The following is a 25421-nucleotide window of genomic DNA, read 5'->3' as shown; positions in this document are numbered from 1 at the left end:
GATAATCTCTCCCTTTTACATAAATAAAGAACACCCAGATAGGATGTTCTCGTAACTGCTTTCTTGGAACCATTCCTTTGTTTGAATTAAAACTGACTCTATTTGATTGACTAAACCAGTAAAACTGGGCATAATAACAAGCAGAGGTTTAAATACCAAGAAAGAAGATGGTTTTATGACTCACGCTTTGGCGCAGTCGCTACTCGCCCATCAGGTTCGCGTCGAAATTGTCGGCACCTGCCTTGGCTATCTTTCCTTTACTTACTATCTGCGCCATAAACTATTCCTCCAGAAAGAGACGAGAACTTCTCTAGCTTCTCTACACAAGAAAAAAAATTTCTTTCTGGGGACTCTGTTCGGTTTCGTAGGCTATTGGCTGCTTATTGGTCTCTTATGTGTTGTTTACAGCAGCAAACGCCTAGCGCGTGCATTGTTTTTACAAAAAGATTGATTTAATAGCTGACTTCAAGACCTCTATCAGTCAGAAGCCCAACAATATCAGTAAGTGGCGTCTTCGCTGGGTTATAATCTACAACTGCCTTGCCACTAAAAGCATGGACATGAACATGATACACACCGGGAAGTCCCAACAAGCTTTTTTTAACAGGCAAAGCATTAATCAGATTCAGCCCTTTTAACGATAAATTCGTCTGTTCTATATTGGTATCAGCGGCACAGCCACAAGTTTTACACATCCAAACTCCTCCTCTTTGAGAATGATTTTTACTTACTGTATAAATTAGCTTTTCACAGGACTTTTCCTGCTACATAAGAAAAAAACCTTTTGCCAAATACAAGCGCAAAAGGTTTTTTTATAAGATTTTATAGATTATCTAGATTTTCAATCACAGGTACATCAAATGAATTTGGTGCTTCCACTACTTCTGTAGGTAGCCCCATTTGATTTAAAAGTTCGATAAAGGGAGTCGGATTTAGTTCTTCCACGTTAACCATGGTTTTTACATCCCACTCGCCGCTAGCAACTAATAAAGCAGCAGCAACAGGCGGAACTCCGGCCGTATAACTGATTGCCTGCGCTTCCACTTCATTATAGCATTCCTTGTGGTCACACGTATTATAAATGAAAATTTGCCGTTCTTCTTGATTCTTCGTACCGCAAATATAATTACCAATACAAGTCTTGCCAGTGTAACCAGGCGCTAGTGAAGAAGGATCAGGTAGTAGAGCTTTCAACACTTTGAGCGGCGCCACTTCCACACCTTCAGCAATTTTTATTGGTTTTTCCGAAGTCAGACCAATATTGGTTAAAACGGAAAAAACATTTAAGTAATGATCGCCAAAGCCCATCCAGAAACGAATCGAGTTGGCATCTATATTCTTAGACAGAGAATGAAGTTCATCATGACCTGTTAAATATACCGGCTGACTTCCTACAACAGGAAAATCATAGTCAACACGGATAGAATGTACCTTCTGCTGCACCCATTTGCGATCGATCCATGTCCAGACTTTCTTAAACTCTCTGAAATTGATCTCTGGATCAAAATTAGTAGCGAAGTACTTGCCATGGCTGCCTGCATTTACATCAAGAATATCGATCGTATCAATGGTATCAAAATACTCTTTTTGAGCTAAAGCACACCATGCATTCACAACGCCAGGATCAAAGCCAACGCCTAAAATAGCAGTAATGCCTTTTTCTTTACAGCGATCTTTCCGTTTCCATTCGTAATTTCCATACCAGGGCGGATTTTCGCAGACCTTATCAGGCTCTTCATGAATTGCTGTATCCATATAAACAGCGCCTGTCTCGATGCAGGCCTCTAAAACCGCCATATTAATGTAAGATTGTCCAACATTAATGACAATTTCTGACTGGGTATCTTGAATCAACTGAATCATTTCCGGGATATCTAAAGCATTCACTGTGCGTGAGTACAGCTTTTTCGACCTATCCTTCAAGTGATTTTTGCGCAACACGCTTTCAATGATTGCCTCGCATTTTTGCTGGGTACGTGAAGCGATACAGATATCCCCTAACACATCATTGTTCATCGCGCATTTATGAGCAACTACATGCGCCACGCCACCAGCACCTACAATTAAAACATTTTTTCTCATTTTTGGCCTCCCTTTACTTCTAAAAAAGTTTTTTATGATAAATTATTTAGGAAATCACTATAGGTAAATTGACGGACAAGTTCTGTTTTTCCGTCTAAGCGCCGAACTACAATTGATGGCATATTCAGTCCATTAAACCAATTTTTCTTAACCATCGTGTAGCCAGCGGCATCAGCGAAGCGAACTTCACTGCCAACAGACAACTTGTCATCAAATAAAAACGTGCCAAATACATCGCCAGCAAGGCAGGAGCGCCCTGCCACCATATACTCATGTTTACCGGCTTTTTGATTTTCTATTTTAGCATCAAGGCGATAAATCAGCAGATCGAGCATATGAGGTTCTACGGAAGCATCGACAATAGCAATGCTTTTTTCATTATGAACAATATCAACGACCTGCGTAACAAGTTCGGTACAACCAGTAATAGCGCTTTCGCCTGGTTCTAGGTAAATTTGCAAATCATACTTTTTAGCAAAAGCAGCTAATTTTTCACTGAAAGCTTCAATCGGATAGCCTTCTTTTGTGAAATAAAGTCCGCCGCCAAGACTAATCCAATCAAGCTTGATTAATAAATCGCCATATTCTTCGCCTAAGCGATCAAGTTGCTGCGAAAATGCGGCAAAATCATCATTTTCGCAGTTATAATGAAACATTAAACCGCTCAGTTTTTCAATATGCCGTGCAATATCGTCTTTCTGGGCTACGCCAAGACGAGAATACTGCCGCGCTGGGTCAGCTAGATCAAAATGCGAGTAGCTTATTCCTGGATTTACGCGCAAGCCAATTTTAATGTTTTTCGCCACGTCATAATAACGTTCTAACTGCGATAGCGAATTAAATATGATTTTATCAGCAAATTTCACTACTGCCTGAACATCTTCTTTAGTATACCCCACACAGTATGCATGGGTCTCTTTGCCAAATTTTTCTTTACCAAGCTTAGCTTCAAATAAAGAACTAGATGTTGTACCAGCCATATATTGTTGCATGAGCGGAAAAACTGACCACGTAGAAAAACATTTTAATGCTAACACAGATTTTGCACCTGATAACTCATGTACTTTAGCAATAATTTTTAAATTACGTAGTAATTTCGTCTCATCAATTAAATAGTAGGGCGTTGTAAATTCCATGCCTCAAAACTCCTGTCTAACGCTGCTATATTTATGTCAATCGCAAAAACCTGTTAAAACTCATGGTTTTAATAATAACAAAAACTAAGTCATTTGTCGATTATTCTTTTTTGTGCCCCTTCTTTCTAGTCAGCGCTGTCAACTTGACAAATTACAATTATTATAATAAGTTAATTATTAACAGATATTATTTATTTTTTTATTTCGAAGGGGAGGCTTTATAATGACTGCATCTCAGACTGAGCAAGATCTAAAAATTTCGGACGAAAGTAAATTGAAAAAAAGCGAGTCGCTTGATTCCACCAGCTGTTGTGTTTCACGCTGCGATGATGTTTATGCAATGGATGCAACTGCCTGTATCGGCTGTAGCTCATGCCCTGAACTAGAATAGTCTAAAGTGATACACAAAAAACACGACATGAATTTGTCGTGTTTTTTTATTGCAGTAAGCTTTGTTTAGTGAGTTTTATGAAGAAGCTATGAAAAAATCATGAAATTTACAGCATTAAAAGAGAATGTATTGCAAGAATTCTTTGAAGCCGCGTTCTTTAAAAATGCTTTTATAGTAACGTACTTCCTCTTGAATAAGTCCATCAATAATCTGCATTCCTAAAACCTCTACAGGCGCGTTATCATCTGTTAAAAGATAAGTACTTTTATGATAAGGTTTTAATTTTTTTTGCATATTCTGCATGAGTTTTTTTAAATCATTATTGCCTAATTGGGCTGTATTTTGTTCAAACCGTTTCACTGCATTCTTGTTTTGCGTTGCAAAAAGTTCTCGATTCGTTGATTCATCCACATCAATTGTATAAACTACATCAAATACGCTGGCAATGGTATCCGCTAAGTATTGATTTAAACTCCCTACCTTTTCTTGATGCATATTCATATTTACAACCATAACACCATCTGTTGTTAAATGATTCTTAACCATAGTAAAAAACTCTACAGATGACATTTGAAAGGGAATCGTTATATCCCTATAAGCATCGATCATAATAACATCATACTGTTCATTAGTGGCATTCAAATAGGCGCGACCATCGTAGGTCGTCACCTTAGCTGCTGATGGAAGCTGAAAATACTGACTAGCCAAGTCAGTTATTTTCTGATCGATTTCCACACCTTCGATTTTAGCATTGGTAAAATATTTATGGCACGCTTTTGCATAAGTCCCGGTTCCCATACCAATCACTAAAATTTTCATTGGCTCTTTTGTTGCAGTACCAGTCATAACGGGAGCCGCCAGAGCATAATCATAATACATTTTGGTGAGGCTATCGTCTTTTTTCATAATTGATTGAACGCCAAACAATACATTGGTAGAAAGAATAATGCTATCAGGCGTTTCTTTTACCTGTAAATAATTATAAAGTGATTCCCCTTCATATAAGAGATTCTTTTCCCAAAAGGCTAAATGATCGGATGATCCAACTATACTGCAAAACAAAAATAATAAAATACTTGCTATACATGTTTTCGGCTTTGTCCGTTTATAAATAAAATAAATCAAACCAATTCCAAGAAGAATACCAGAAAACAATAAAAAGGTCATTGATGTTCCCACGGCGGGAATCGTAATAAACGTCGGTACAAACGTACCAATAATACTGCCAATCGTATTAACTGCTACAAGCTTTCCCACAGTTTGACCGCTGTTGTCCAAACTATCAACCGTGTACTTTACGAGCGAAGGCGTTACCGTACCGAGCAAAAAGAGAGGAAATACAAAGAGAATCATGCAAGCGGAAAAAGCTGCAAAAACTAAAAAATCAGTATCAATTGTTAAAACAAGCACAGCAGATACAGCTAAAATAATATACTTACCCAACACTGGTATTGCCGCAATCCATAAAGCGGCTATAATAATTCGTTTATATAAAATATCGGGATTAGGATTTTTGTCAGCACTTCTCCCACCCCAGACATTTCCCAGTGCCATAGCGATCATGATTGTTCCAATAATAATGGTCCATACAATCTGAGAAGAGCTAAAATATGGCGCTAATAGCCTGCTCGCGCCAAGTTCTACTGCCATAACAGACATTCCTGCAAAAAAACTTGTCATATATAAATAGTACTTACTGTGCAATAAGGTCTCTGCAACCATGCTCATTCCTCCTGTAGGGGCTAATACATTACACTTTCTTTTTCTTTCGATTCTTTTCCAGAAAAGCCTTTTTCAATTACTTCTCACATGAAAAAATTTCTTTTATAGGAAATTATCCCTTTGCTGACGAAGTCAATGGATATAGCTACTAAATTATGAAACGTTAGGAGGCTCAATTATGAAACGTTTTTTAGCGATTTTGCTATTCGCGATGATTATCTGCCAGGTTGCTTATGCAGCGGAACCAACCTGGCAATATGTTACAACGCAAAACAATGTTTCTTATCATGTGGATATGAATCGTATTACAATCAATAAAAACATTCTAAATTTTTGGCTTTTAGTTGATAGAAAAACGCAGCAACAAACTGTTAAAGCGCATGTTACTGCCGACCTTGAACAAAAAATTTATCGTTTTGATGAAGCCTATATTACAGATACAGCCTCTGACCAAACAGCCCATATGGTAACTCCTACTCCCTGGGAAAAAATTACACCTGCATCACCAATTGAAATGACAATTCAATTTATACTGACCCGACATAATGAATAAACAAACTAAAAGGCCTATTTCCCAGGACTTTCGTTCTATGATAGGATAGAATTGGAACAAGTTATATCGGAGGTTATTTATGAATTTTATTGGTTATAGAACTCTTAAAACAGTGATAGGCACAGGAATCGCTATGTATCTTGCGATTCATTTTGATCTTAAATTTGCTACAACGGCCGGAATTATTACGATTCTCTGTATTCAGGGAACCCGCAAACAATCTGTACGGTTTGCTGCTAAAATGATTGGCTCATTCCTATTGGCCTTATGTCTTTCCATAGTTATCTTCCAGTTATGCGGCTACACCCCTTTTAGCTTTGCTTTCTTTTTACTAATTTTCATTCCTTTGACAGTACAATGTAAAGTACAAGACGGCATTGTTGTCAGTTCCGTTTTGATTACCCATCTATTGATTGAAGAAAATATCTCTCTACCACTATTAATCAATCAAATGTCACTGATGGGTATCGGTGTGCTTACGGCTATGCTACTTAATTTATATATGCCAAATTTTGAGCATAAAATAAAAAAAGAGCAAGTAGCTATCGAAGGAATGATTCAGGACATTCTCCGTCATATGGCGGAAACCTTAAAAAATCAACCTGATTCTCTAAAAGGAGAAGCCTTGTTTACAGCGTTAGAAACGAAACTAAAACAAGGCCGCGAACTGGCATTAAAAAACTATAATAACAGTTTTTATACAAACAGCAGCGACTACACGCAATACATGGATATTCGTTTACAGCAATTGCATCATTTAAAAAACATGCAAAAATATTTTGATAGACTCCTGACACCGTATCCCCAAACGCTTTTAGTTGCTGATTACACGATAAAAATCGCCAAAGATTTTCATCATAAGGATATTGCCGTCTTGCGGCTCGATGACTTTAATCGCTTTCGTCAGAGTTTCACCACGATGGAACTTCCTAGAGATCGAGATGAATTTGAGCATCGCGGCATGCTCTACCAATATTTAAATGACATGGAAGAGTTGTTGTTTCTACAAACTTTGTTAAAATAAAACTACATATAGGTACAAAAAGAGAAGCACCCCCAAAGGATGCTTCTCTTTTTGTATACCCTACTACGCTAACATCTAAACGTTTTTACCGCATCATTTAATAATTCACAAAGAATCGTAAGCGCCCGCGGTAAATCTTCATCAGAAAGATTGGTCCAGCAAATGCGCAAATGATTAATCTCTGGTTCACCTGCATAAAAAATGGAACCTGGCAAGAAATGAATACCGCGTCGATGCGCCTCGGGAATGAGTGTGTCTGATTGCATCCCCCGCGGCAGGGTCAGCCAGATAAAAAGACCTGACGATTGCTTTGGCAAAAGAATATCAGGATGCAACAGTTTCCTAAGAGTTGCAAAAACCTTGCGTCGCCTAGCTGTTAATCGGCAACTGATTCCCTCAATTGCTTGAAATAGCTTGGGGTTTCGAAACAGCGGCGTTAGCGATTTTTGCAGCCATAAGGGCGAACCGAGATCAGCAATCGACTTCGCAGCAAGCAAGCGATTATAAATACTACCATCAGCGGCGAGTAAACCAAGCCGCATGCCGGGAAACAGAAATTTACTAAAACCTTTTAAATAAACAACACGACCATCATGATCGAGCATTTTTAAGGGAGGTGGCAAACAATCCCGCTGAATTTGAGGAATTTCGAGTTCACGATGGGGTTCATCTTCTAAAATTAGTACATTATGCTTGCGTGCGAAAACCAGAAGATCTTCGCGACGTGATCGACTCATAATGGCGCCCGTAGGATTCTGACCCGTAGGCACTACATAGACGGCTTTCAAACGGCTATAGGCCGCCAAATCTTCCAAAATATCAACACGCAGTCCTTCCTGATCTAAGGGAATAGGCTGCAACCGCACATGAGCCAGACGAAAAGCGTCAATCGCTCCAGAAAAACAAGGCGCCTCTACCGCAATCGTATCATTCGGTCCTAAAAATGTTTGAGCAAATAAATTAATTCCCTGCTGCGTTCCATTTGTTATAAGAAGCTGATGCGGCTCAAGATCAATAGCCAACTTTTTGAGGTACTCTGTTAACGCATTCAGAAACTCCTGATCTCCCTTAAAATCAGCATAGCGTCCTAACGATTCCGGTGATCCTCGCAAAGTTTCCCGGATCGATTCCTGAATAAAAGTTAAGGGAAGTAGCGAATAATGGACGCAGGCATCGGCTAAATCAAGAATTTCTTTTGGCAATCTTACTGCACTTTGACTCCAAAAGCTAGCCCGCGGCAAATAATCTGGCACAGAAAGCTGCCAACTATACGGATCTTGTAAAGATGCTCCTTCGGATTGCTCTTTATTTGTCAGAAGAACAACAAACGTTCCCTTACCAGGTAAGGTTTTCACAAGCCCTTTATCTTGAAGCATTTTATAAACTTCATGGGCTGTCACTAAGCTTATTTTTAAATCTCTTGCCAACTCCCGCACAGAGGGAAGTCGGATGCCAGGCTCTAACAGACCAGAACGAATTCTTTGCGCCAGTTCTAAATAAACTTGTTGTCGAATCGACTCATTGCTGTCCCGTTGAATGAATATGTTCATAATCCCTCCAACTGTTATAGCCATCATTTGACTGTTATAGGTAAATGATGGTTTTATAGATTCATAATACAGCAATGTTATAGAACAGAAAAGAGGGATTTTTATGTATATCGTTTATAGCGCCATGTGTTTAATTTTTGGCACTACTTTTTTAGCCATTAAAGTTGGCGTGAATGTCGGAGCTCCCCCATTTCTCTTTGCCGGAGCCCGTTTTTTTACAGCAGGACTCATCGTCCTACTCGCAGTTAAACTTTGCGGTAGGTCAATTACCCTACCAAAAGGCCATTACAAATCTATTTTTATAGTTGGCTTGTTTATGACAGCACTGATGTTCGGCTGTCTTTATTGGGGGGAACAATATATTTCTTCTAGCCTAGCTGCTCTCCTTGCTGCGACAACGCCGCTTATGATTGGTCTTGTCGAATGGTTTCAAGGAGTAAAAGAATACTCGTTGATTCGTGGTAGCGGCTTACTGATTTCTTTTCTCGGCGTATCAATTGCTCTACTTCCGGCACTGATGCTAGAGGCAACGCCTTATGCCTTCTTAGCCGTTATCGTCATTTTGCTTGCTGAAGTAGGTAACGTTTTTGGCACGATGACAGCGCAAAAACTCCTAGCAGCAAACATCAGTCCCTTTACCCTTAACGGCTGGCAAATGGTTATTGGGGGAACTCTGCTAATGTTGCTGTCTCTTGGCACTGAAAGTTTTTCTATCTCAGAATCGACTGATCTCTTAATGATCGCTTTGCTCTATCTCATCTTCTTGGGTTCTTTAGGCGGACATGGCGCTTACTATTGGCTAGTAGGTCGCGCTGGTATGCTGCTTCCCTCTACCTGGACCTATGTTTCACCCGTTATTGCTCAGTTCGTAGGCTACTATATCTTAGGGGAAGCCCTCTCATTCTATTCCTTTATTGGCCTCATTCTCGTACTCAGTGGCGTGTTATTTGTCAGTAACCCAGCCCTTATTAGTAAGAAATATCAACAATTACGCTTCAAAAAATCTCAGTTAAACAGGCTCAGCCACTAAAAAATCATCAAATTAAAAATGATTCCTAGTCTCCTGTTATTCTTCTTCCGGCAATAAGCGATCGCCATAAAGTCTTTCAAAAATAGCGCCAGCACTCTTCTCTAGCTGCGGACAACGAATTGATGTTGTATTATTCGCTTGCAGCTTTGCGAGTCCTGCAGGGTCTGCCATCGATTCACCAAGTAAATCTTGACATAAGAGTGAACCATTGGCTGCCTTAAAGGCTTCTAAAAATGGCTTAGCTAAATCACACACTTCATTTTTACTGCTAGGATCGGCTGGATCACAAGTCATGCCAATGGCCATTAAAGCTCCTGTTACGAGCCCGCAGGTTTGACCGCTTCTGGCAATACCGCCGCCGAAGGCTGACGCAACTTTAAGAGCAATTTCTTCTGGAAGACCGAGTCGCGGACCATAGACTGCCAACATGGACTGCGCACAATTATAGCCTTTCGTATGATGTAAAAAAGTTACCTTGTCACTGCTTTTGCTCATTATAAAACCCCTCCCTAAAAATAATAATAATTTTTTTCTCGTTTATGTATAATTAGACTGTCTTTAAGGCATAACTACTATTGTAAATTTTCTCCTCTCCCATATAGGCGGCGTCAGCCGCCGCTTTTTTTTTTTAACTATGTAAAATAAGGGAAAAGCGATCACCAAAACGATTCGGTAAAATGGTCGAAAGTAAATTCCTATAATCCTCTTCCAATACAGCTTCTTGTGCCGCCGTCCGAGCTTTTAATAAAATGGCCACATCAGTAACAATATTAGCAATTTTAAGATCGGGTAGTCCATGCTGTCTCGTACCAAAAAATTGCCCAGGGCCGCGCAGCAAAAGATCCTGCTCAGCAATGACAAAGCCGTCATTTGATTCTGTCATAACCTGAAGACGTTCCTGCGTGTCACCTTGTTTTACTTTAGAAATCAAAATGCAATACGAGGCATGTTCGCCGCGGCCAATCCGTCCTCGCAATTGATGAAGCTGAGACAAACCAAAGCGTTCGGCTCCTTCCACTACCATAATTGTTGCATTTGGCACATTTACGCCTACTTCAATGACCGTCGTAGCGACTAACAAAGAGATGTCATTTTTATAAAAAGCAGCCATAACGGCTTCTTTTTCGCTTGCTTTCATCTTACCATGAATCAGACCGCAAGAAATCCCCTGAAATAATCCTGTAGAAAGTTCTTCATAGCGTTGCACTGCTGCCTGAGTATCAATTTTTTCGGACTCTTCGACTAGCGGACAAACCACATAAGCCTGACGACCTTTCGCGATTTCCTTGGCGACAAATTGATAAATTGCCTCACTTTTTTCTTCGCCGCGTAAAAAAGTACGAATCGGTTTACGACCAGGCGGCAACTCTTGAATCAGTGATACATCAAGATCGCCATAAATCGTCAGGGCCATCGTTCGCGGTATCGGCGTTGCTGTCATAACAAGCACATCAGGCTCGGCTCCTTTGGCCTGAAGCTTTGCTCGTTGCGCCACGCCGAAGCGGTGCTGTTCATCAGTAACAACAAGACCTAATTGTCGAAAATGTACGGTATCTTGAATCAAGGCATGAGTTCCCACAATAATATCAAGAAGACCCGCTTGTAATAAACGGCCAACTTCTTCTTTTTGCTTTTTCGTCTTACTGCCTGTGAGTAACCCCACTTTAATTTTCAGGGGTGCTAACAGCTTTGCCAAGGTATGATAATGCTGATCCGCTAAAATCTCCGTAGGCGCCATCATAGCTCCTTGAAAGCCATTTTCTACCGTCTTCACAAGCGCTAAAGCAGCAACTACGGTTTTCCCTGATCCTACATCGCCCTGCAATAGCCGTTGCATGGGCTGCGTGTCCTCCATATCGGTCTTAATATCTTTGAGGGCTTTTTGCTGATCCTTAGTGAGTGTAAAAGGCAACAATGCGATGGCCTTAGTACTTAATTCTTCATCCCGGCCATGCTTAATGCCGGAAAAAGGTTTTTGATTTTGCGCCTTTAGTAGCAGCAGACCACACTGTAATAAAAAAAGTTCTTCGAACTTTAGTCTATCGATCGCCGCTTGAAGTTTCTCTTGCGATGCAGGATAGTGAATCGTATGAAAAGCTTCTTTGCGTCCCATAAGTCCTTGCAAACGAAGAACTCTTTCCGGCAAGACTTCTGGAATATAAAATTCCGTCAATAAGAATTTTTCTATTAAAGATCGTATTAGAGTTTGGGGAATATGTTCACCAAGACGGTAAACAGGAAGAATCCGGCCATGAAATAGATCAGTCTCACTGATTATTTCAGTTTCCGGATTCGTAACCTTCAGTGTATAATGACGTTCAATTTTACCATAAACACTTACGAGGGCATCTACAGTAAAGCGTTTTTTTAGAAAAGGTTGATTAAACCAAACAAGTTCAACTGAACCCGTTGAATCAACAACGACAACCGATAAAAGAGAAAGGCCCCGCCGAACTTTGCGTTCCGTTACAGTCAGGACCTTTCCTCGAAACGCCTCTACGTTTCCCGGCGATAGCTCGCTAATTTGCTTTAACTGACTTCTATCTTCATACCGAACCGGAAAATATTCCAACAATTGACCAATTGTAAAGATCCCTAGTTTTCCAAGCTGCGCTGCTTTCGCCGGACCAACGCCTTTAATATATTGGATCGAACTGCTCCACTCGAGCACACTAATCACCTTTCTGTCTTGCCGTCAAACGATTCAATTCTGCTAACAATTCATCAATGTTTACGGCATGATTTTTTGCGCCGCTCTGGATATTCTCAGAGTCAGCCCCTAAACAGGAGGCGCAATTCATGCCATGCTGTTTGAGAACCAGTTGAGATTTTGGATATTTGCGGAGAATATCAATAATCAAGGTATCTGTTGTGATCATTATATTCACCCCTTTTTTTCTATTATATAATAAAATTCTGACCATAAGGAAAAAATCCTGCTAAAGACTTGCATTCTCTTAGTGATCTGTGCTAAAATACTAATGTTTAGTAAAGGGATATTTTGTCCTTCTTAAAAGGAGGTGGAATAAATGGCAAACTTATGTGAAATCTGCGGCAAAGGTGAGCGCAGCGGCTTTAACGTCAGCCATTCCCACTTGAAAACCAAACGCACTTGGAAACCGAACATTCAGCGTGTTAAAGCAGTTGTAAATGGCGAAATTAAACGAGTTAACACTTGCACTCGCTGTCTCCGTTCCGGCAAAATTCAAAGAGCAATCTAATTTTTATGTTTTATAAAAAAATCCTCCGCTTATTGCGGAGGATTTTTTTTATTCTTCTTTTACTTTTTGCAAAAGTTCGTTCAAATCAGTTTGATTAAACTGATATTTATTGCCGCAAAAATGACAAACAAGCTCTGCTTTGCCATCTTCGGCTATCAAGCGAGACAATTCTTCGCTTCCTAAACTGATTAAAGCAGTTTCCACTCGTTCTTTGGAACAAGTACAACGAAAAGCAAGTTCCTGTTCCTCTAAATAACGGATTGGAAGTCCCTTGCAAAGAGCTTCAATCATAGTTTTCGCATCTTGCCCCTCAGCAACAAGCGACGATACCGACGGTAACGCCTTGAGGTTAGCTTCTACAATATCAAGATCAGCATCGGAAGCATCCGGTAAGGCTTGCAAAATAAAGCCGCCTGCCGCCCGTACAGTCCGATCCTGTTCTACTAGCACACCGAGGCCTACGCTAGAAGGCGTTTGCTCTGATGTGTAGAGATATTCCGTAACATCTTCAGCAATCTCCCCAGAAACCAAAGCCGAACTGCCCGTAAACGACTGCTTCATATTCGTATAACGCGTCACATAGAGTGATCCTCGGCCTACAGCGGCACCGACATCAAGTTTTCCTGCTGCATTTAACGGAAGATCTATTGTTGGATTTTTCACCTTGCCACGAACTAAACCGCCCTTAGCATCTACAATGATCTCCCCTAAAGGTCCATCACCGGCTACTCTTAGGGTAACCGTTTCTTCTGTTTTTAAGTTAGCTGCAAACAGCAAAGCTGCCGTCATCGTTCTACCAAGCGCCGCTGTGGCCACAGGCGAACAATTGTGGCGAAGTCGAGCTTCTTCTGTCAGCTCGGTGGTAACAGCGGCGTGGATACGCAAGCCATCGCCTGCCGTTGCTTTAATTAAATGATCCATAGTTTTCCTCCATAAGCACTTCCCCGTTATCAACGGCGACAATCTGAATCTTTTGATCAAAAAGTAAGGCAAAAGAACCCCGTTTAGCAGCTGTTTTAGGCATAGCTGGCGAACCGGGATTCAGTAAAGTCACACCTTCATGAGATGCAAGCACAGGCAGATGAGTATGACCGCTAATAAATAAATTAGCCCGATAGCGCTGCGCTAATTTCACCTTCTGATCATCTGTTAAAGTATGGCCGTGCTGCACTACGATCTTATATCGACCTAACTGCAAGTACATAAAGGAAGGATGAATCGGCCACTGTAAAACCATTCCATCGACTTCACTGTCACAGTTTCCCTGTACGGAAAAGAAGGGCTGCGGCAGCTGATTCAGCATGTCGATCAAACTTTTAGGATTATATTCTGCCGGAATTTCATTACGTGGTCCATGATATAAAATATCACCAGCATGAATAATAGAGTCGACGTCACTCATATAGGTTTCATAGATGTGCTGCCAAGTAGCAGCACATCCATGAGTATCACTTACAATTGCTATTTTCAAAACAAACACTCATTTCCCAGGAAATAATTGTAAAACAAGTAATCTTTATCCAATATTTCTTAATAGATTTGCCATTTCAATAGCGGACATAGCGGCATCAAATCCTTTATTGCCGCCTTTTGTGCCAGCTCGCTCAATCGCTTGTTCGATATTTTCTGTTGTAAGTACACCAAAAATAGTCGGTACGCCTGTTTCCAGTCCCACATGAGCTACTCCTTTGGATACTTCAGAGCAAACATAGTCATAGTGAGAAGTGCTGCCACGAATTACTGCTCCCAAGCAGATTACAGCATCATATTTTTGACTTTTCGCCAGTTTTTGCGCCGCTAAAGGAATTTCAAAAGCGCCGGGAACCCAAACAGTATCAATATTATCTTCCTGTGCTTCGTGACGCAATAAGGCATCCTTCGCTCCAGACAAAAGTTTACTTGTAATAAATTCATTAAAACGAGCTACCACAATAGCAACACGAAGATCTTTCGCAATCAAATTTCCTTCATAAATTGTTGACATCTTATTTTGCCTCCTCATACTGTTTCAATAAATGTCCTAACTTTGCTTTTTTCACTGATAAATAACGGTTGTTGAATTTATTAGCACGAATTTCCATGGGAACCCGCTCGGTAATTTTCAGACCGTAGCCTTCCAGACCAGCACGTTTTCTCGGATTATTCGTTAACAAACGAATACTTGTTAAGCCTAGATCGGCTAGAATTTGAGCGCCAATACCGTATTCACGCAAGTCCGGCGGAAAGCCTAAGAGTTCATTGGCTTCTACCGTATCACTGCCTTTATCTTGCAGAGCATAGGCGCGAATTTTATTAGCGAGACCAATGCCGCGGCCTTCTTGACGCATATAGAGCAGTACGCCTTCGCCCTCTGCTTCAATTCGCTTTAAAGATGCGGCCAACTGATCGCCGCAATCGCAGCGCAAAGATCCCAACACATCGCCTGTAAGGCATTCAGAGTGAACACGAACAAGAACATTTTCTTTGCCAGAAACATCGCCTTTAACTAAGGCAATATGGCACTGTTTATCAAGTGCGCTCTCGTAGGCAACAACCCGGAATTGACCATATTTCGTCGGCATCGTTGCATCAGCTGCCTTCGTAATCAGCTTTTCATGACGTTTCCGGTAGCGAATCAAATCGGCAACAGTAATCAGTTTTAAATTATGCTGCTTTACAAACTTTTGCAGAGAATCAATGCGCGCCATAGACCCATCTTCATTCATGATTTCGCAAATCACGCCAGCAGGATAAAGACCGGCGAACTTCGCCAAATCAACTGCTGCTTCGGTATGCCCCGCCCGACGCAAAACACCGCCTTCGCGACTGCGCAACGGAAAAATATGGCCAGGACGTCTTAAATCCGTTGGTTTGCATTTACTGTCTAAAATGCAACGGATGGTCTCTGCTCGTTCAAAAGCAGAAATCCCAGTTGTTGTCGTTACCGCATCAACGGATACAGTAAATGCTGTTTCATGGTTGTCAGTGTTGTTTTCCACCATAGGATGAATTTCGAGTTCATCAAGCCGTGCACCGTCAACAGGCATGCAGATTAGGCCACGAGCATGAGTAGCCATAAAATTGACAGCTTCTGGCGTTACCTTTTCGGCAGCCATTAATAAATCGCCTTCATTTTCACGGTCTTCATCATCAACAACAACAATCATTTTTCCTTGTTTAATATCCTCAATGGCCTCTTCAATTGTGTTAAACATACTATCCCTCCATCTTATAACAAGAATACTTTCTTTAAAATTTTTATGCTAGAAACCCATATTTACCTAATAAAGCAGTGGATATGCGACTTGGCTCAGCTACTGCTTCAGTAGTGTCACTCTGTAATAACTTTTCCACATAGCGTCCCAAAATATCAGTTTCCAAATTAACAGTACTACCAATTTTCTTGGTAGCTAAAGCTGTCACTTCATAAGTATGAGGAATGAGTGATACACTAAACGAATGCGCATCACAATCAACAACAGTTAGACTGACTCCGTCAATGGCAATAGAGCCCTTTTTTACAATATATCTCATGACCTCTGCCGCCGCAGTAATTGTAACAACAACGGCAATATCATCTTTTTTTACATTCTGGATTGTGCCGATTCCATCAATATGACCACTCACAATATGACCGCCCAAGCGATCACCAACGCGAAGCGTCCGTTCCAGATTTACAGCAGCGCCAATCGCAAGATCTCTAAGACCTGTCTGTTTCACAGTTTCCGGCATGACATCCGCCGTAAACTGGCTGGTGCTAAAATCAACAACTGTAAGGCAGGCGCCGTTCACGGCAATACTGTCACCTAACTTTACATCAGTAAGGACTTTTTTAGCGGCAATTGTCAGGCGAACTGATTTTGCCGTCTTTTCAATCTGTTTCACTCTACCCAATTCTTCCACAAGTCCGGTAAACATCGCGTCCCTCCCGTGATTTGAGATAAGCGCTAATGAGAATATCCTCCTCTAGCTGCTCTATGGCAAGATCCTCTAGTTCATAAGCCTGCGAAAGACTTGCCACGCCACTGCCACCAATCGGCGATGGCGCCGTCTTGCCGCCAAGGATCTTTGGCGCCACAAACCAAGCCACCTTATCAGCTAGATTTTCTGCTAGCACAGAAGCGTTGACAGCAGCGCCGCCTTCTACAAGAATACTTGTTACAGGATAACTGGCTAAACGGCTAAAGAGTTCTCTAAGATTCAAGCCGCTTGGCCCTTCACTAATTGTCCAAACCGTTACACCGGCAGCTTCTAGGGCCTTTACCTTATCCATTGACGCAGACTTTGTTACAGCAATAATAGTTCGCGCTTCTTTATTTGTAACGACTTTGGCATCAAGCGGTGTACGAGCCTTACTATCAAGAATAATCCGCGTTGGATTACAACCTGGGCCCTCAGGCAGCCGCGTTGTTAAAAGCGGATCATCGGCAAGCACCGTACCAATTCCGACAAGAATCCCATCATACTGATTTCTCAGACGATGAACGGTTTGTCTGGCGGCAGGGCCAGTAATCCATTGGGACTGTCCTGTCGCTGTAGCAATTTTACCATCAAGCGTCATGGCTGTCTTTAATAAGACAAAAGGCATCTTAGTTGAAACCCATTTCACAAACGCTTCATTCACTTTTACGGCATCTAAACAACAGATTCCTTCTAAGACTTCTATACCAGCTTGACGCAATCTATCGATGCCATGGCCGGCTACAAGCGGGTTGGGATCAGTGATTGCCACAACGACGCGGCGAATACCTGCCGCTATAATCGCCTCAGTACAAGGACCTGTCCTACCGTGATGGCAGCAGGGCTCCAGAGTTACATAAATAGTAGCGCCGTTTGCCGCTTCCCCCGCCTCTTGTAGCGCATGAATCTCCGCATGGGGCGTTCCTGCCATATGATGATAGCCTTTGCCAATCACCTTATCATCCTTTACAATCACGGCGCCAACAAGAGGATTTGGCGTGGTACAGCCTAAAGCTTGCTTTGCCTCAGCAATTGCCATTTGCATGAACTTTTCATGATACTGTCGTTCTTCTTTAGTTATGATCATTCTGTTTCACCTGCAATCTTGCCTTTCAGTCAGGGCGAGGTAGAAAAACAAAAACAAGCTATCTTCAGCCACTTGTAGAAAAAAATATACAAAGGGGCCTGAAAATAGCTTGTGCAACACAAACAAATCTACTCAGCCTTTTCTCATCCAGACTGTACTGTCGGCTTCGGAATTACACCGAATCAACCATAACGGCTCGCGGGCTTTAACCGCCGGTCAGGAATTGAAAGCACGCTTTCTCACCTGGCCCCAAAGGCTATCTTTACTATATTATGTAATTTTCAACTTCTCTGTTAGTGTATCACTTTTAAGAAATTTTAGCAACCTTTTAAAGCGCGACTCACTAAGTGGCAAGCAACACGATGTTCCGCTGAAATCGCTTGTAATTTAGGTTTTTCCTGTTTGCAAATTTCTCTGGTTTCAGGACATCTATTTTGAAACGGACACCCTGGCGGCAAGGCGAGCGGACTTGGTATTTCCCCTTCTAACAGACGAACCTCTGAATTTCCTTTTTGTGCTACTGGAAAAACAGCTTGTAAGAGTGCCTTAGTATAAGGATGCCTAGCAGTTTGCAAATCACTGCCAGAGAGTATTTCGACAATATTACCAAGATACATGACGGCGATGCGATGACTAATCTGAGCAACCAATGCTAAATCATGACAGATAAAAATCATGGATAAATGTTTTTCCTGTTGTATTCTTACTAAAAGTTCCACGATTTTTTTTTGAACAGATACATCAAGAGCGCTAGTCGCCTCATCGCAGACAAGAATCTCTGGCGACAAAGCCAGCGCACGGGCAATTCCGATACGCTGACGTTGTCCGCCGCTCATGTTGCTAGGATAACGATTCGCAAAAGCCTCTGGCAATTCAACAAGCTGCAAAAGCTTGGCAACTTGTATTGGTGCTTCCCGGCTCTTTAACAGATTAAAATTTCGCAATGGTTCACAAAGGATATCCTTTATTTTCATCTTGGGGTTAAAGGCCTGAGATGGGTCTTGAAATACCATCTGTATATGTTTCCGATTTTGTCGCCTCGCTTCGCCTTTAAGCTGCGTAAGATCTTTACCCCGATAGTAAATAGCCCCGCTACTCGCCTCATAGAGCTGCATAATCAGCTTTACAAGCGTGCTTTTACCGCAGCCACTTTCGCCAACAATTCCTAGTGTTTCTCCTTGATAGAGAGATAATGATACATCATTGCAAGCTGTCAACATCCGTCCGTCAGCTACGGGAAAACGCTTTATGACATGATCAATCTCTAGAATTGCTGCTTTTTCAGCTGACATATCTTTTCCCTCCGACTTGTGGTACAGCCTCAAGCAGTTCTCGCACATACTCCGTTTGAGGCTGAGCAATAATATCAGCTGTCCTGCCAGACTCCACTATTTTCCCCTCGCGCATTACCAGCAAACTATCTGACATATAAGCGGCCACACCAATATTATGTGTCACAAGAATAATAGCCGTTTTATCCTTGTGACAAATTTCTAGCATTTCTTTTACTACTTGCGCCTGTGTCGTAACATCCAAAGCCGATGTCGGTTCATCTGCCAGCAGCAGCCGCGGCTTAAAAAACATAGCCATCGCCACGCCGACACGCTGGCGCATACCGCCACTCAGTTCAAAAGGATAACTTTTCATAATATTTTCCGGATTCGGCAGTTGCATTTTTCTAAGCATTTCTTCCGCCGCCTTAGCGGCCTCTAGTTTTTTAATAGACGAATGCTCACAGATATACTCGACAAACTGCTTGCCGATTCGTTGAATTGGATTTAGCATGCTGCCGCTGTCTTGAAAAACCATTGCGATCTTGGTTCCGCAAAGTTGGCGCCAGTCTTGATCAGCATTTTTTAATACATTCTTACCTTCAAACAAAATCGTTCCTGCGCGGACACGACCTTCATGGGGCAGGCAGCCAAGAATAGCGCGGATAATCGTTGTTTTGCCGCTACCGCTTTCCCCCACAATTGCTAGAACATTTCCTTCTGCAAGGGATAAACTAACATCTTGAACAATGTCCTGATCTGCATAAGAGACAAAAAGTCTCTGCACCTCTAACAACATCTCCATTCTCCTCTAAGTGCTTTATTTTTTTACAGGTCGAATCTGATTTGTCAGCCAATAATAATCAGAAGGATACATTTTGACCCCAGCCAGAGCTGCCTTACCAATGATGTTGGTTTCTGGGTACCCTAAAAATAAGGCGGCTCCATCATTCATAATAATTTGCTGTATATCAATAATGAGCTGGCGGCGCTTTTGAAGATCGAATTCCGTCGACAGCTCGGCAAATTTGCTATCGAGAACTGGATTGCTGTAACCAGAACCGTTCTGAGGATTATCGCCTTGTTTATTGGTGCGCCAATACCAGTTTAAAAAGATCTCAGGATCACCAGTATTTGCCGTAGTAATATTAGAAATCAAAAGGTCATATTCTCCATTAATCCCCATCTTGTCAACCAAATTATAATCTACTGTTTTTATTTTTACATCAAAACCGACCTTTTTCGCATCCGATTGCACTGCTTCAGCATAAATCGGTAATTCCGCCCGGCTGTTGTATACCACAAAATCTACAGTCAATTTTTTACCGTCTTTTTCAAGGATACCATCTCCATCTAGGTCCTTCCAACCGGCTTCTGCTAGAAGTTGTTTAGCCCGTTCCATATTGTAACTGTTCGGATCAGTAAGCTGGTCAAAACCATAATCCATGGAGGGAGGTACAGGCGCTTTGCCTTCAATAAAAGTTCCCTTCAGAATTACTTCGTTATAGGCTTTACGGTCGCAAGCGCTAATAAAGGCGGCGCGTACCTTGGGATCGCCCAACACACCCTTTTGATTAATACGGGCGAGCACTGTGCGAAGCGAAGAAATTCTATCAATGTGATACTTTGTACTATCGTTAAATAGACCAATGTCGCCTGCCGCAATATTAACCGCTAGATCTATTTCGCCTGATTGCAAGGCCATTGCGCGGGTATTAGGATCATCAATCGAAGGAATTTCAACGGTTTCATAAGGTACTTCTCCATCCCAGTAGTAGGGATTTTTCACCATAACTGCTTTGTCTTTGACAAAGGATTGGCACATATACGGACCTGTGCAAATAGGGCCTTCTTTCGCAAAATTTCGCTGCGCCTCGGCCGATACATCGACAATCAAAAATAGAGGATCAGCTAAAAAGCCCGGCAGATTTGGTTCCGGCTTCTCTGTACGGATCGTGAGCTGTTGCCCATCAGCCAACATTTCTGTATATTTAAAAAAGGTTACTGCCCGTTTATTTTTGGCAAAGGCCCTTTCTAGCGAAGCCTTGACGGCAGCCGCATCTAGCGGTTTGCCATTTGAAAATTTTACGCCATCTCTAATTTTAAAGGTCCAGGTCATATGATCACTGCTGATTTGCCAGCTTTCGGCCAACCAAGGCGTTACTTTCATTTTTTCGTCAAACTTTACAAGACTTTCTCCCATGCCATACCGCATGACAACCCAACCAAAATAATTTTCTGTTGGCTCCAGAGAGTCGGCAAAATTTGTTACCCCAAACTTCAGCGTTTTCTGATCAACTTCCGACTTGCTGCTCCCGCATCCTGCCATAACACTTACGGCCAGGCAAAACAATAAAGTTACACAGATGAATTTAGTCCATTTTTTCACAGAATTCTCCCTCTCTCATTTCCTCAATTTGCTTTCTGTGGATCCATAATGTCTCGTAGGCTATCACCCCACAAGTTAAATATTGCTACAACCATCAAGATAGCGATCCCTGGATAAAGCATAAGCCAAGGGGCAGTTTGGATATGCTGTCTCCCTTCATTGAGCATCAAACCCCATTCCGGAGTAGGCGCCTGAGCGCCGAACCCTAAAAAAGATAGCCCAGCAAGTTCCATGATCATCGTGCCAATATCCATCGCCGCTGTTACCACAATGGTCGGTAAAGCATTCGGCAAAATATGATGCCGCAAAATTTGCAGCGGCTTTGTGCCATTCGTTACTGCTGCATAAATAAAATCACGCTCACGCAATTTCAAGGTAAGACTGCGTCCCAATCGAGCATATTTAGTCCAGCTAACCACTGCTAGGGCTAAAATGGTATTTAGTATATTTCCGCCCAGCATACCGGCAATAGCAATCGCCAGCACGATTCCCGGAAAGGCTAACATCATATCAACTAGACGCATGAGCGCCATATCCACTTTACCGCCTAAATAGCCGGAAAGAATGCCAATAAACGTTCCTACCCCTGAAATAAGAACAACTAGGGATAAAGTCATGAGCAGAGACGTCCGCGCTCCATAGAGGATTCGGGTCAAGCAGTCACGACCCAGTTTATCTGTTCCAAGTACATGTTCAGCCGATGGTGCCAACAGCGAATGCCGCATTGTCGCCTCATAGGGGTCATATGGCGCTAGCCATGGCGCAAAAATGGCAATAGCAGCAATTAACAGTACTAAAAACGAATACAATCCAAACAAAAATTTGTCTTTTTCTCTAAGTGACACTTAGTTCCCGCCTTTCTTCAGCCGTGGATCAAGCAAAGTATAAGAAATATCCACTAATAAATTCATTGCTGTATATAACACGGCGATCCAAAGCACAAACCCCTGTACCAGAGGATAATCACGCATCTCAATAGCATGCACAGCCATCTTACCAAGTCCCGGCCAGGAAAAAACCATCTCAATTACAGCCACTCCGCCCAGAAGCCACCCAATAGATAGCCCCAGCAAAGTAATGAGCGGTAAGCAGGCATTCGGCAGCACATGCCGCCAAATAATTTTTTTCAGAGGAAGTCCTCTAGTCTTTGCACCAATGATATAATCTTGCCCTAGTTCCTCTAGTACGGCAGTCCGCACCTGCCGCGTATATTTTGCGGACATGGCAATCGCTAGGGTAAACGCGGGCAATACGATTCGGTCCAAAGACACTACACCGCCAGCAATAGGAAACAGCCGTAGTTTCAGGCCAAAAATATACAATAAAATAAGTCCTACCCAAAAACTCGGCATGGACACGCCCACAAAAGAAAAACCGCGAATCAAATAATCTACGGCGCGATTTCTATATACAGCGGAAAGAATACCGCAAGGCACTGAAATAAGTAGCATCATAACAAGAGCTGAACCTGCTAGCGCCAATGTACCAGGCAAACATTGCCAGAGCCGCTCAGCTACAGGCATTTTTGCCGAATAGGACATGCCCATATCGCCTTGTAAGACACCAGTAACCCAACGAAAATACTGAACATGAAATGGTTGATAGAGACCTAACTGAGCCCTTGTCTCCGCAATTGTTTCTTCCGACACAATGGTATCTCCTACCTCTAGCAGCATAGCTACTGGATCCCCTGGTGAAAGATACATTAGGCAAAATGTCAGAAAGCTTACGCCAATAAGGGTAATGCCCATTTGCAGCAAACGCTGCATAAATTGTTTTTTAGTCAAGACACCCGCTCCTTTGTTTTAGCTATATTGTTATTTGGGAACAACGCTTCTTTTTATCAACGCTTCTTTTTATTTTTCTGCAATGACTGCAACTTTTTTGTTAAGCCCTGGTAAATAGATCCAAAGAAATATCGATCTTCCCAGGCTGAATACCGTAAAGGCCAACCATATGCCATGGTTTCCTAATAATGGTTCTCCTAATAAAAAAACAATGAGACAGCCCAATAGCGAATAGAGCATAGAATTCCTGATAGGAGTCGACAATGTTGCGCCTGCAAAAATGCCATAAAGCTGCAGCCCCCAAACAGCGCTCAAAGGAAATAGACCGACCCAATATATATACATGTCAGCTAGTTGCTTCACTTCACTAAGATTAGTAAAAAGTCCAATCACCGCGTTTTTAAATAAACAAACCCCGCCAAACAAAAGAAATGCTGTAACCCAGCCCCAAAATGCAGTTAATTGGACTGTACTTTTGTACAACTTACCATCTTTTCCTCCTATGGCTTTCCCCACTAATATTGTAGCGGTATTGCCGATCCCGCCGAGCAAATTGGCCATAACAAAATGAATTTGCATCAATACAGCATTAGCCGCTAGTACAACCTCCCCATATCGCATGCCGTATATAGCCATCAGATTATATACTGACAAGAGGCATACTGTTCGTATAAATAAATCCCTATTGACCTTCATCATGGCGGTGAACGCCGCTATATTACATAATATCGCCAAGGAAATCCCGGTAATTGACACTTCTTTGATATGGTAAATCAAAACAAGCCCTAGGACCGTAGCCGCTATTTCCGAAATGAGGGTTGCTGTTGCCACACCATCGGCAGCCATGCCCCCTATCCGAACAAACAGTAATACCAGTAAAATATTCAAGATGTTCATGAAGATCTGTAAACACAGGGACAGTTTGACTTTAGACATGCCTGCTAGCCAGCCATTTATTACATAGCCAGTCAATACAAAAGGCGCTCCCCAAATTCGAATATCATAATAGGTTTCTGCTAATGTCCTGACAGCATCACTCGGTGTCACTAGCATAAAAGCGGCAATTTTGATTGGATACTGCAAGACTACAAGCAGTACGCCCAAAATAAAAGCAATCGCCATAGGCCGCAACAGCGCAGAGGTAATAGTCTTTTTATCTCCTGTCCCACTAGCCTGCGCACTAAACCCAGAAGTACTAATCCTAAGAAAACCAAGCGCCAATACATAGTATTGAAAATCAAAGTAGCAATTGCTACGCCGCCAATATAAGCCGCCTGAGGGAATCGCCCCATGACAGCCGTATCGACTACGCCAAGGAGTGGTGTTGAAATGGAAGAAATAATCAATGGAACAGCCAAGCTGAGAAATTTTTTATTATCACTACTCATTGCTGCAGCAAAAATGGTCACGATACCTCCATAATATTTTCATAATTTACACAAGAGACTGTACATTTGGTAAAACACACAAAAAAATCTCCTGACGTAAAGTCAAGAGATTTGAAAAATAATTAAAATGTTTGCTAAAAAGCATCTGTCAATTATCCAAATCCCCTCCCCGTCGCTCGCAGGTATAGCGGTGATTATAAAATAGGCAGTTCTCCTGGCTCTAGATCATAGTTTATCCAAACCTTCCCAAGACGTTTGTCTCAGTGGTATTTTTTTGGACTCACTCCCTATTACAGTGGCGGGACCGCGCCGGTACTTCACCGGACTTCCCTATTAAGCCCTTGCGGGCACCTACTTTGACATATTTAATTAAACCCTGCTCGGAAATACTAAAAAACCTCCCTGCATAAAACAGGGAGGTTTGGCATCACAAGATAAATTATTCTCATTTAATCCCCTCCCCATCGCTCGTGGGTAAAAAAACGGTGACTGACAGATAGGCAGTTCTCCTGGCTCTAGATCATAGTTTATCCAAACCTTCCCAAGACGTTTGCCTCAGTGGTATTTTTTGGACTCACTCCCTATTACAGTGGCGGGACCGCGCCGGTACTTCACCGGACTTCCCTATTAAGCCCTTGCGGGCACCTATCCCAAACTATGCAATTTTCATTATACATCATTTTACATTTCATAATTAGTATACCATTTATCACAATATATGTCAAACCTTTCAAAATATTGCGTGTTTAATTTATAATAGTATCAAGATAAACTCAAAAACAAAAACGCTTAAATCCTTTACATTCCAAGGGATTTAAGCGTTTTTCATTTTATAAATAGTAAACAGGAAC

General features: G+C 41.9%; 27 protein-coding genes and 3 riboswitches. Of the genes, 6 read left to right on the top strand and 21 right to left on the bottom strand.

Annotation, left to right across the window (positions count from 1 at the left end; genetic code table 11):
• Positions 1-175 precede the first annotated feature (175 nt).
• Complete coding sequence (locus AC0MXB_RS05010; RefSeq protein ID WP_474038509.1) at positions 176-451, top strand: hypothetical protein; 276 nt, start codon at positions 176-178, stop codon at positions 449-451.
• 1 nt (position 452) lies between these two features.
• Here the strand turns inward: AC0MXB_RS05010 and AC0MXB_RS05005 are convergent, their stop codons facing one another.
• The 3 genes from AC0MXB_RS05005 to nspC form a co-directional block, all read right to left on the bottom strand.
• Positions 453-695: a heavy-metal-associated domain-containing protein gene (locus AC0MXB_RS05005; RefSeq protein WP_474038508.1), complete on the bottom strand. Its 243-nt coding sequence runs from the start codon at positions 693-695 to the stop codon at positions 453-455.
• 127 nt (positions 696-822) lie between these two features.
• Positions 823-2082, bottom strand: a complete 1260-nt coding sequence (locus AC0MXB_RS05000; protein ID WP_474038507.1) for a saccharopine dehydrogenase family protein — start codon at positions 2080-2082, stop codon at positions 823-825.
• A gap of 32 nt (positions 2083-2114) precedes the next feature.
• Positions 2115-3218 (bottom strand): carboxynorspermidine decarboxylase, encoded by a 1104-nt coding sequence (nspC, locus tag AC0MXB_RS04995; RefSeq protein ID WP_474038506.1) that lies wholly within the window; start codon positions 3216-3218, stop codon positions 2115-2117.
• Positions 3219-3441: 223 nt separating this feature from the next.
• Here nspC and AC0MXB_RS04990 point away from each other — a divergent pair, with 223 nt between their 5' ends.
• On the top strand, positions 3442-3609 hold the full coding sequence (locus AC0MXB_RS04990; protein ID WP_474038505.1) for a hypothetical protein: 168 nt from the start codon (positions 3442-3444) through the stop codon (positions 3607-3609).
• 114 nt (positions 3610-3723) lie between these two features.
• On the opposite strand, the gene AC0MXB_RS04985 is transcribed toward AC0MXB_RS04990, so the two are convergent.
• Positions 3724-5331, bottom strand: coding sequence for a spermidine synthase (locus AC0MXB_RS04985; protein WP_474038504.1), 1608 nt, complete (start codon positions 5329-5331; stop codon positions 3724-3726).
• Between the two features lie 178 nt (positions 5332-5509).
• On the opposite strand from AC0MXB_RS04985, the gene AC0MXB_RS04980 reads away from it, so the two are divergent.
• The gene (locus tag AC0MXB_RS04980; RefSeq protein WP_474038503.1) at positions 5510-5884 is read left to right on the top strand and encodes a hypothetical protein; all 375 of its coding nucleotides are present in this window, start codon (positions 5510-5512) and stop codon (positions 5882-5884) included.
• Positions 5885-5963: 79 nt separating this feature from the next.
• Entirely contained in the window at positions 5964-6908 is a 945-nt protein-coding gene (locus AC0MXB_RS04975) for an aromatic acid exporter family protein (RefSeq protein ID WP_474038502.1), read from the top strand.
• Positions 6909-6976: 68 nt separating this feature from the next.
• Here the strand turns inward: AC0MXB_RS04975 and AC0MXB_RS04970 are convergent, their stop codons facing one another.
• Positions 6977-8458: an aminotransferase-like domain-containing protein gene (locus tag AC0MXB_RS04970; RefSeq protein WP_474038501.1), complete on the bottom strand. Its 1482-nt coding sequence runs from the start codon at positions 8456-8458 to the stop codon at positions 6977-6979.
• A 103-nt stretch (positions 8459-8561) separates the two neighbouring features.
• Here AC0MXB_RS04970 and AC0MXB_RS04965 point away from each other — a divergent pair, with 103 nt between their 5' ends.
• Positions 8562-9488: a DMT family transporter gene (locus AC0MXB_RS04965; RefSeq protein WP_474038500.1), complete on the top strand. Its 927-nt coding sequence runs from the start codon at positions 8562-8564 to the stop codon at positions 9486-9488.
• A gap of 36 nt (positions 9489-9524) precedes the next feature.
• Here AC0MXB_RS04965 and AC0MXB_RS04960 read toward each other — a convergent pair whose 3' ends face one another.
• The 3 genes from AC0MXB_RS04960 to AC0MXB_RS04950 all read right to left on the bottom strand — a co-directional run bounded on the left by AC0MXB_RS04960 (position 9525) and on the right by AC0MXB_RS04950 (position 12367).
• Positions 9525-9983, bottom strand: coding sequence for a C-GCAxxG-C-C family protein (locus AC0MXB_RS04960; protein ID WP_474038499.1), 459 nt, complete (start codon positions 9981-9983; stop codon positions 9525-9527).
• A gap of 133 nt (positions 9984-10116) precedes the next feature.
• Complete coding sequence (gene recG, locus AC0MXB_RS04955) at positions 10117-12168, bottom strand: ATP-dependent DNA helicase RecG (protein WP_474038498.1); 2052 nt, start codon at positions 12166-12168, stop codon at positions 10117-10119.
• On the bottom strand, positions 12161-12367 hold the full coding sequence (locus AC0MXB_RS04950; RefSeq protein ID WP_474038497.1) for a DUF1858 domain-containing protein: 207 nt from the start codon (positions 12365-12367) through the stop codon (positions 12161-12163). Before AC0MXB_RS04950 ends, recG begins: the two co-directional genes overlap by 8 nt.
• Before the next feature lie 150 nt (positions 12368-12517).
• Here AC0MXB_RS04950 and rpmB point away from each other — a divergent pair, with 150 nt between their 5' ends.
• Positions 12518-12709, top strand: a complete 192-nt coding sequence (rpmB, locus tag AC0MXB_RS04945; RefSeq protein ID WP_474038496.1) for a 50S ribosomal protein L28 — start codon at positions 12518-12520, stop codon at positions 12707-12709.
• 48 nt (positions 12710-12757) lie between these two features.
• On the opposite strand, the gene hslO is transcribed toward rpmB, so the two are convergent.
• The 13 genes from hslO to AC0MXB_RS04880 form a co-directional block, all read right to left on the bottom strand.
• Positions 12758-13630 carry an Hsp33 family molecular chaperone HslO gene (hslO, locus tag AC0MXB_RS04940; RefSeq protein ID WP_474038495.1) on the bottom strand — a complete coding sequence of 291 codons (873 nt, stop codon included), beginning with the start codon at positions 13628-13630 and terminating at the stop codon, positions 12758-12760.
• Positions 13614-14180: a phosphodiesterase gene (yfcE, locus tag AC0MXB_RS04935; protein WP_474038494.1), complete on the bottom strand. Its 567-nt coding sequence runs from the start codon at positions 14178-14180 to the stop codon at positions 13614-13616. Before yfcE ends, hslO begins: the two co-directional genes overlap by 17 nt.
• 45 nt (positions 14181-14225) lie before the next feature.
• Complete coding sequence (gene ribH / locus AC0MXB_RS04930; RefSeq protein ID WP_474038493.1) at positions 14226-14693, bottom strand: 6,7-dimethyl-8-ribityllumazine synthase; 468 nt, start codon at positions 14691-14693, stop codon at positions 14226-14228.
• A 1-nt stretch (position 14694) separates the two neighbouring features.
• Positions 14695-15903 (bottom strand): bifunctional 3,4-dihydroxy-2-butanone-4-phosphate synthase/GTP cyclohydrolase II, encoded by a 1209-nt coding sequence (locus tag AC0MXB_RS04925; protein WP_474038492.1) that lies wholly within the window; start codon positions 15901-15903, stop codon positions 14695-14697.
• 43 nt (positions 15904-15946) lie between these two features.
• Positions 15947-16606, bottom strand: a complete 660-nt coding sequence (locus tag AC0MXB_RS04920) for a riboflavin synthase (protein WP_474038491.1) — start codon at positions 16604-16606, stop codon at positions 15947-15949.
• Positions 16575-17735 (bottom strand): bifunctional diaminohydroxyphosphoribosylaminopyrimidine deaminase/5-amino-6-(5-phosphoribosylamino)uracil reductase RibD, encoded by a 1161-nt coding sequence (ribD, locus tag AC0MXB_RS04915; RefSeq protein ID WP_474038490.1) that lies wholly within the window; start codon positions 17733-17735, stop codon positions 16575-16577. The genes AC0MXB_RS04920 and ribD overlap by 32 nt, the downstream gene beginning before the upstream one ends.
• Positions 17736-17866: 131 nt before the next feature.
• A riboswitch (FMN riboswitch) is annotated at positions 17867-17996 on the bottom strand.
• 56 nt (positions 17997-18052) lie between these two features.
• Positions 18053-19027: an ABC transporter ATP-binding protein gene (locus tag AC0MXB_RS04910; RefSeq protein ID WP_474038489.1), complete on the bottom strand. Its 975-nt coding sequence runs from the start codon at positions 19025-19027 to the stop codon at positions 18053-18055.
• A complete protein-coding gene (locus AC0MXB_RS04905; RefSeq protein WP_474038488.1) occupies positions 19017-19805 on the bottom strand; it encodes an ABC transporter ATP-binding protein in 789 nt (262 codons plus the stop codon). The genes AC0MXB_RS04910 and AC0MXB_RS04905 overlap by 11 nt, the downstream gene beginning before the upstream one ends.
• Before the next feature lie 21 nt (positions 19806-19826).
• The gene (locus AC0MXB_RS04900; protein ID WP_474038743.1) at positions 19827-21335 is read right to left on the bottom strand and encodes an ABC transporter substrate-binding protein; all 1509 of its coding nucleotides are present in this window, start codon (positions 21333-21335) and stop codon (positions 19827-19829) included.
• Positions 21336-21418: 83 nt separating this feature from the next.
• A complete protein-coding gene (gene nikC, locus AC0MXB_RS04895) occupies positions 21419-22240 on the bottom strand; it encodes a nickel transporter permease (RefSeq protein ID WP_474038487.1) in 822 nt (273 codons plus the stop codon).
• Complete coding sequence (gene nikB, locus AC0MXB_RS04890) at positions 22241-23164, bottom strand: nickel ABC transporter permease (protein ID WP_474038742.1); 924 nt, start codon at positions 23162-23164, stop codon at positions 22241-22243.
• Between the two features lie 87 nt (positions 23165-23251).
• Positions 23252-24382 (bottom strand): MATE family efflux transporter, encoded by a 1131-nt coding sequence (locus tag AC0MXB_RS04885; RefSeq protein WP_474038741.1) that lies wholly within the window; start codon positions 24380-24382, stop codon positions 23252-23254.
• A complete protein-coding gene (locus tag AC0MXB_RS04880) occupies positions 24268-24591 on the bottom strand; it encodes a hypothetical protein (RefSeq protein WP_474038756.1) in 324 nt (107 codons plus the stop codon). The genes AC0MXB_RS04885 and AC0MXB_RS04880 overlap by 115 nt, the downstream gene beginning before the upstream one ends.
• 166 nt (positions 24592-24757) lie before the next feature.
• Positions 24758-24940: riboswitch (cobalamin riboswitch) on the bottom strand.
• A gap of 112 nt (positions 24941-25052) precedes the next feature.
• Positions 25053-25234, bottom strand: a riboswitch (cobalamin riboswitch).
• Positions 25235-25421: the final 187 nt, after the last annotated feature.

This window comes from Pelorhabdus sp. sgz311001, assembly GCF_055901755.1.
Note: the sequence above shows the minus strand (reverse complement) of the source record. Positions and strands in the feature narration are given on the sequence as shown.

Excerpts from the sequence above, each read along its gene's own strand:
- AC0MXB_RS05010 (WP_474038509.1), top strand. The coding sequence starts at position 176 with ATGACTCACGCTTTGGCGCAGTCGCTACTCGCCCATCAGGTTCGCGTC.
- AC0MXB_RS05005 (WP_474038508.1), bottom strand. The coding sequence starts at position 695 with ATGTGTAAAACTTGTGGCTGTGCCGCTGATACCAATATAGAACAGACG.
- AC0MXB_RS05000 (WP_474038507.1), bottom strand. The coding sequence starts at position 2,082 with ATGAGAAAAAATGTTTTAATTGTAGGTGCTGGTGGCGTGGCGCATGTA.
- nspC (WP_474038506.1), bottom strand. The coding sequence starts at position 3,218 with ATGGAATTTACAACGCCCTACTATTTAATTGATGAGACGAAATTACTA.
- AC0MXB_RS04990 (WP_474038505.1), top strand. The coding sequence starts at position 3,442 with ATGACTGCATCTCAGACTGAGCAAGATCTAAAAATTTCGGACGAAAGT.
- AC0MXB_RS04985 (WP_474038504.1), bottom strand. The coding sequence starts at position 5,331 with ATGGTTGCAGAGACCTTATTGCACAGTAAGTACTATTTATATATGACA.
- AC0MXB_RS04980 (WP_474038503.1), top strand. The coding sequence starts at position 5,510 with ATGAAACGTTTTTTAGCGATTTTGCTATTCGCGATGATTATCTGCCAG.
- AC0MXB_RS04975 (WP_474038502.1), top strand. The coding sequence starts at position 5,964 with ATGAATTTTATTGGTTATAGAACTCTTAAAACAGTGATAGGCACAGGA.
- AC0MXB_RS04970 (WP_474038501.1), bottom strand. The coding sequence starts at position 8,458 with ATGAACATATTCATTCAACGGGACAGCAATGAGTCGATTCGACAACAA.
- AC0MXB_RS04965 (WP_474038500.1), top strand. The coding sequence starts at position 8,562 with ATGTATATCGTTTATAGCGCCATGTGTTTAATTTTTGGCACTACTTTT.
- AC0MXB_RS04960 (WP_474038499.1), bottom strand. The coding sequence starts at position 9,983 with ATGAGCAAAAGCAGTGACAAGGTAACTTTTTTACATCATACGAAAGGC.
- AC0MXB_RS04950 (WP_474038497.1), bottom strand. The coding sequence starts at position 12,367 with ATGATCACAACAGATACCTTGATTATTGATATTCTCCGCAAATATCCA.
- rpmB (WP_474038496.1), top strand. The coding sequence starts at position 12,518 with ATGGCAAACTTATGTGAAATCTGCGGCAAAGGTGAGCGCAGCGGCTTT.
- hslO (WP_474038495.1), bottom strand. The coding sequence starts at position 13,630 with ATGGATCATTTAATTAAAGCAACGGCAGGCGATGGCTTGCGTATCCAC.
- ribH (WP_474038493.1), bottom strand. The coding sequence starts at position 14,693 with ATGTCAACAATTTATGAAGGAAATTTGATTGCGAAAGATCTTCGTGTT.
- AC0MXB_RS04925 (WP_474038492.1), bottom strand. The coding sequence starts at position 15,903 with ATGTTTAACACAATTGAAGAGGCCATTGAGGATATTAAACAAGGAAAA.
- AC0MXB_RS04920 (WP_474038491.1), bottom strand. The coding sequence starts at position 16,606 with ATGTTTACCGGACTTGTGGAAGAATTGGGTAGAGTGAAACAGATTGAA.
- ribD (WP_474038490.1), bottom strand. The coding sequence starts at position 17,735 with ATGATCATAACTAAAGAAGAACGACAGTATCATGAAAAGTTCATGCAA.
- AC0MXB_RS04910 (WP_474038489.1), bottom strand. The coding sequence starts at position 19,027 with ATGTCAGCTGAAAAAGCAGCAATTCTAGAGATTGATCATGTCATAAAG.
- AC0MXB_RS04905 (WP_474038488.1), bottom strand. The coding sequence starts at position 19,805 with ATGTTGTTAGAGGTGCAGAGACTTTTTGTCTCTTATGCAGATCAGGAC.
- AC0MXB_RS04900 (WP_474038743.1), bottom strand. The coding sequence starts at position 21,335 with ATGGCAGGATGCGGGAGCAGCAAGTCGGAAGTTGATCAGAAAACGCTG.
- nikB (WP_474038742.1), bottom strand. The coding sequence starts at position 23,164 with ATGCAGCGTTTGCTGCAAATGGGCATTACCCTTATTGGCGTAAGCTTT.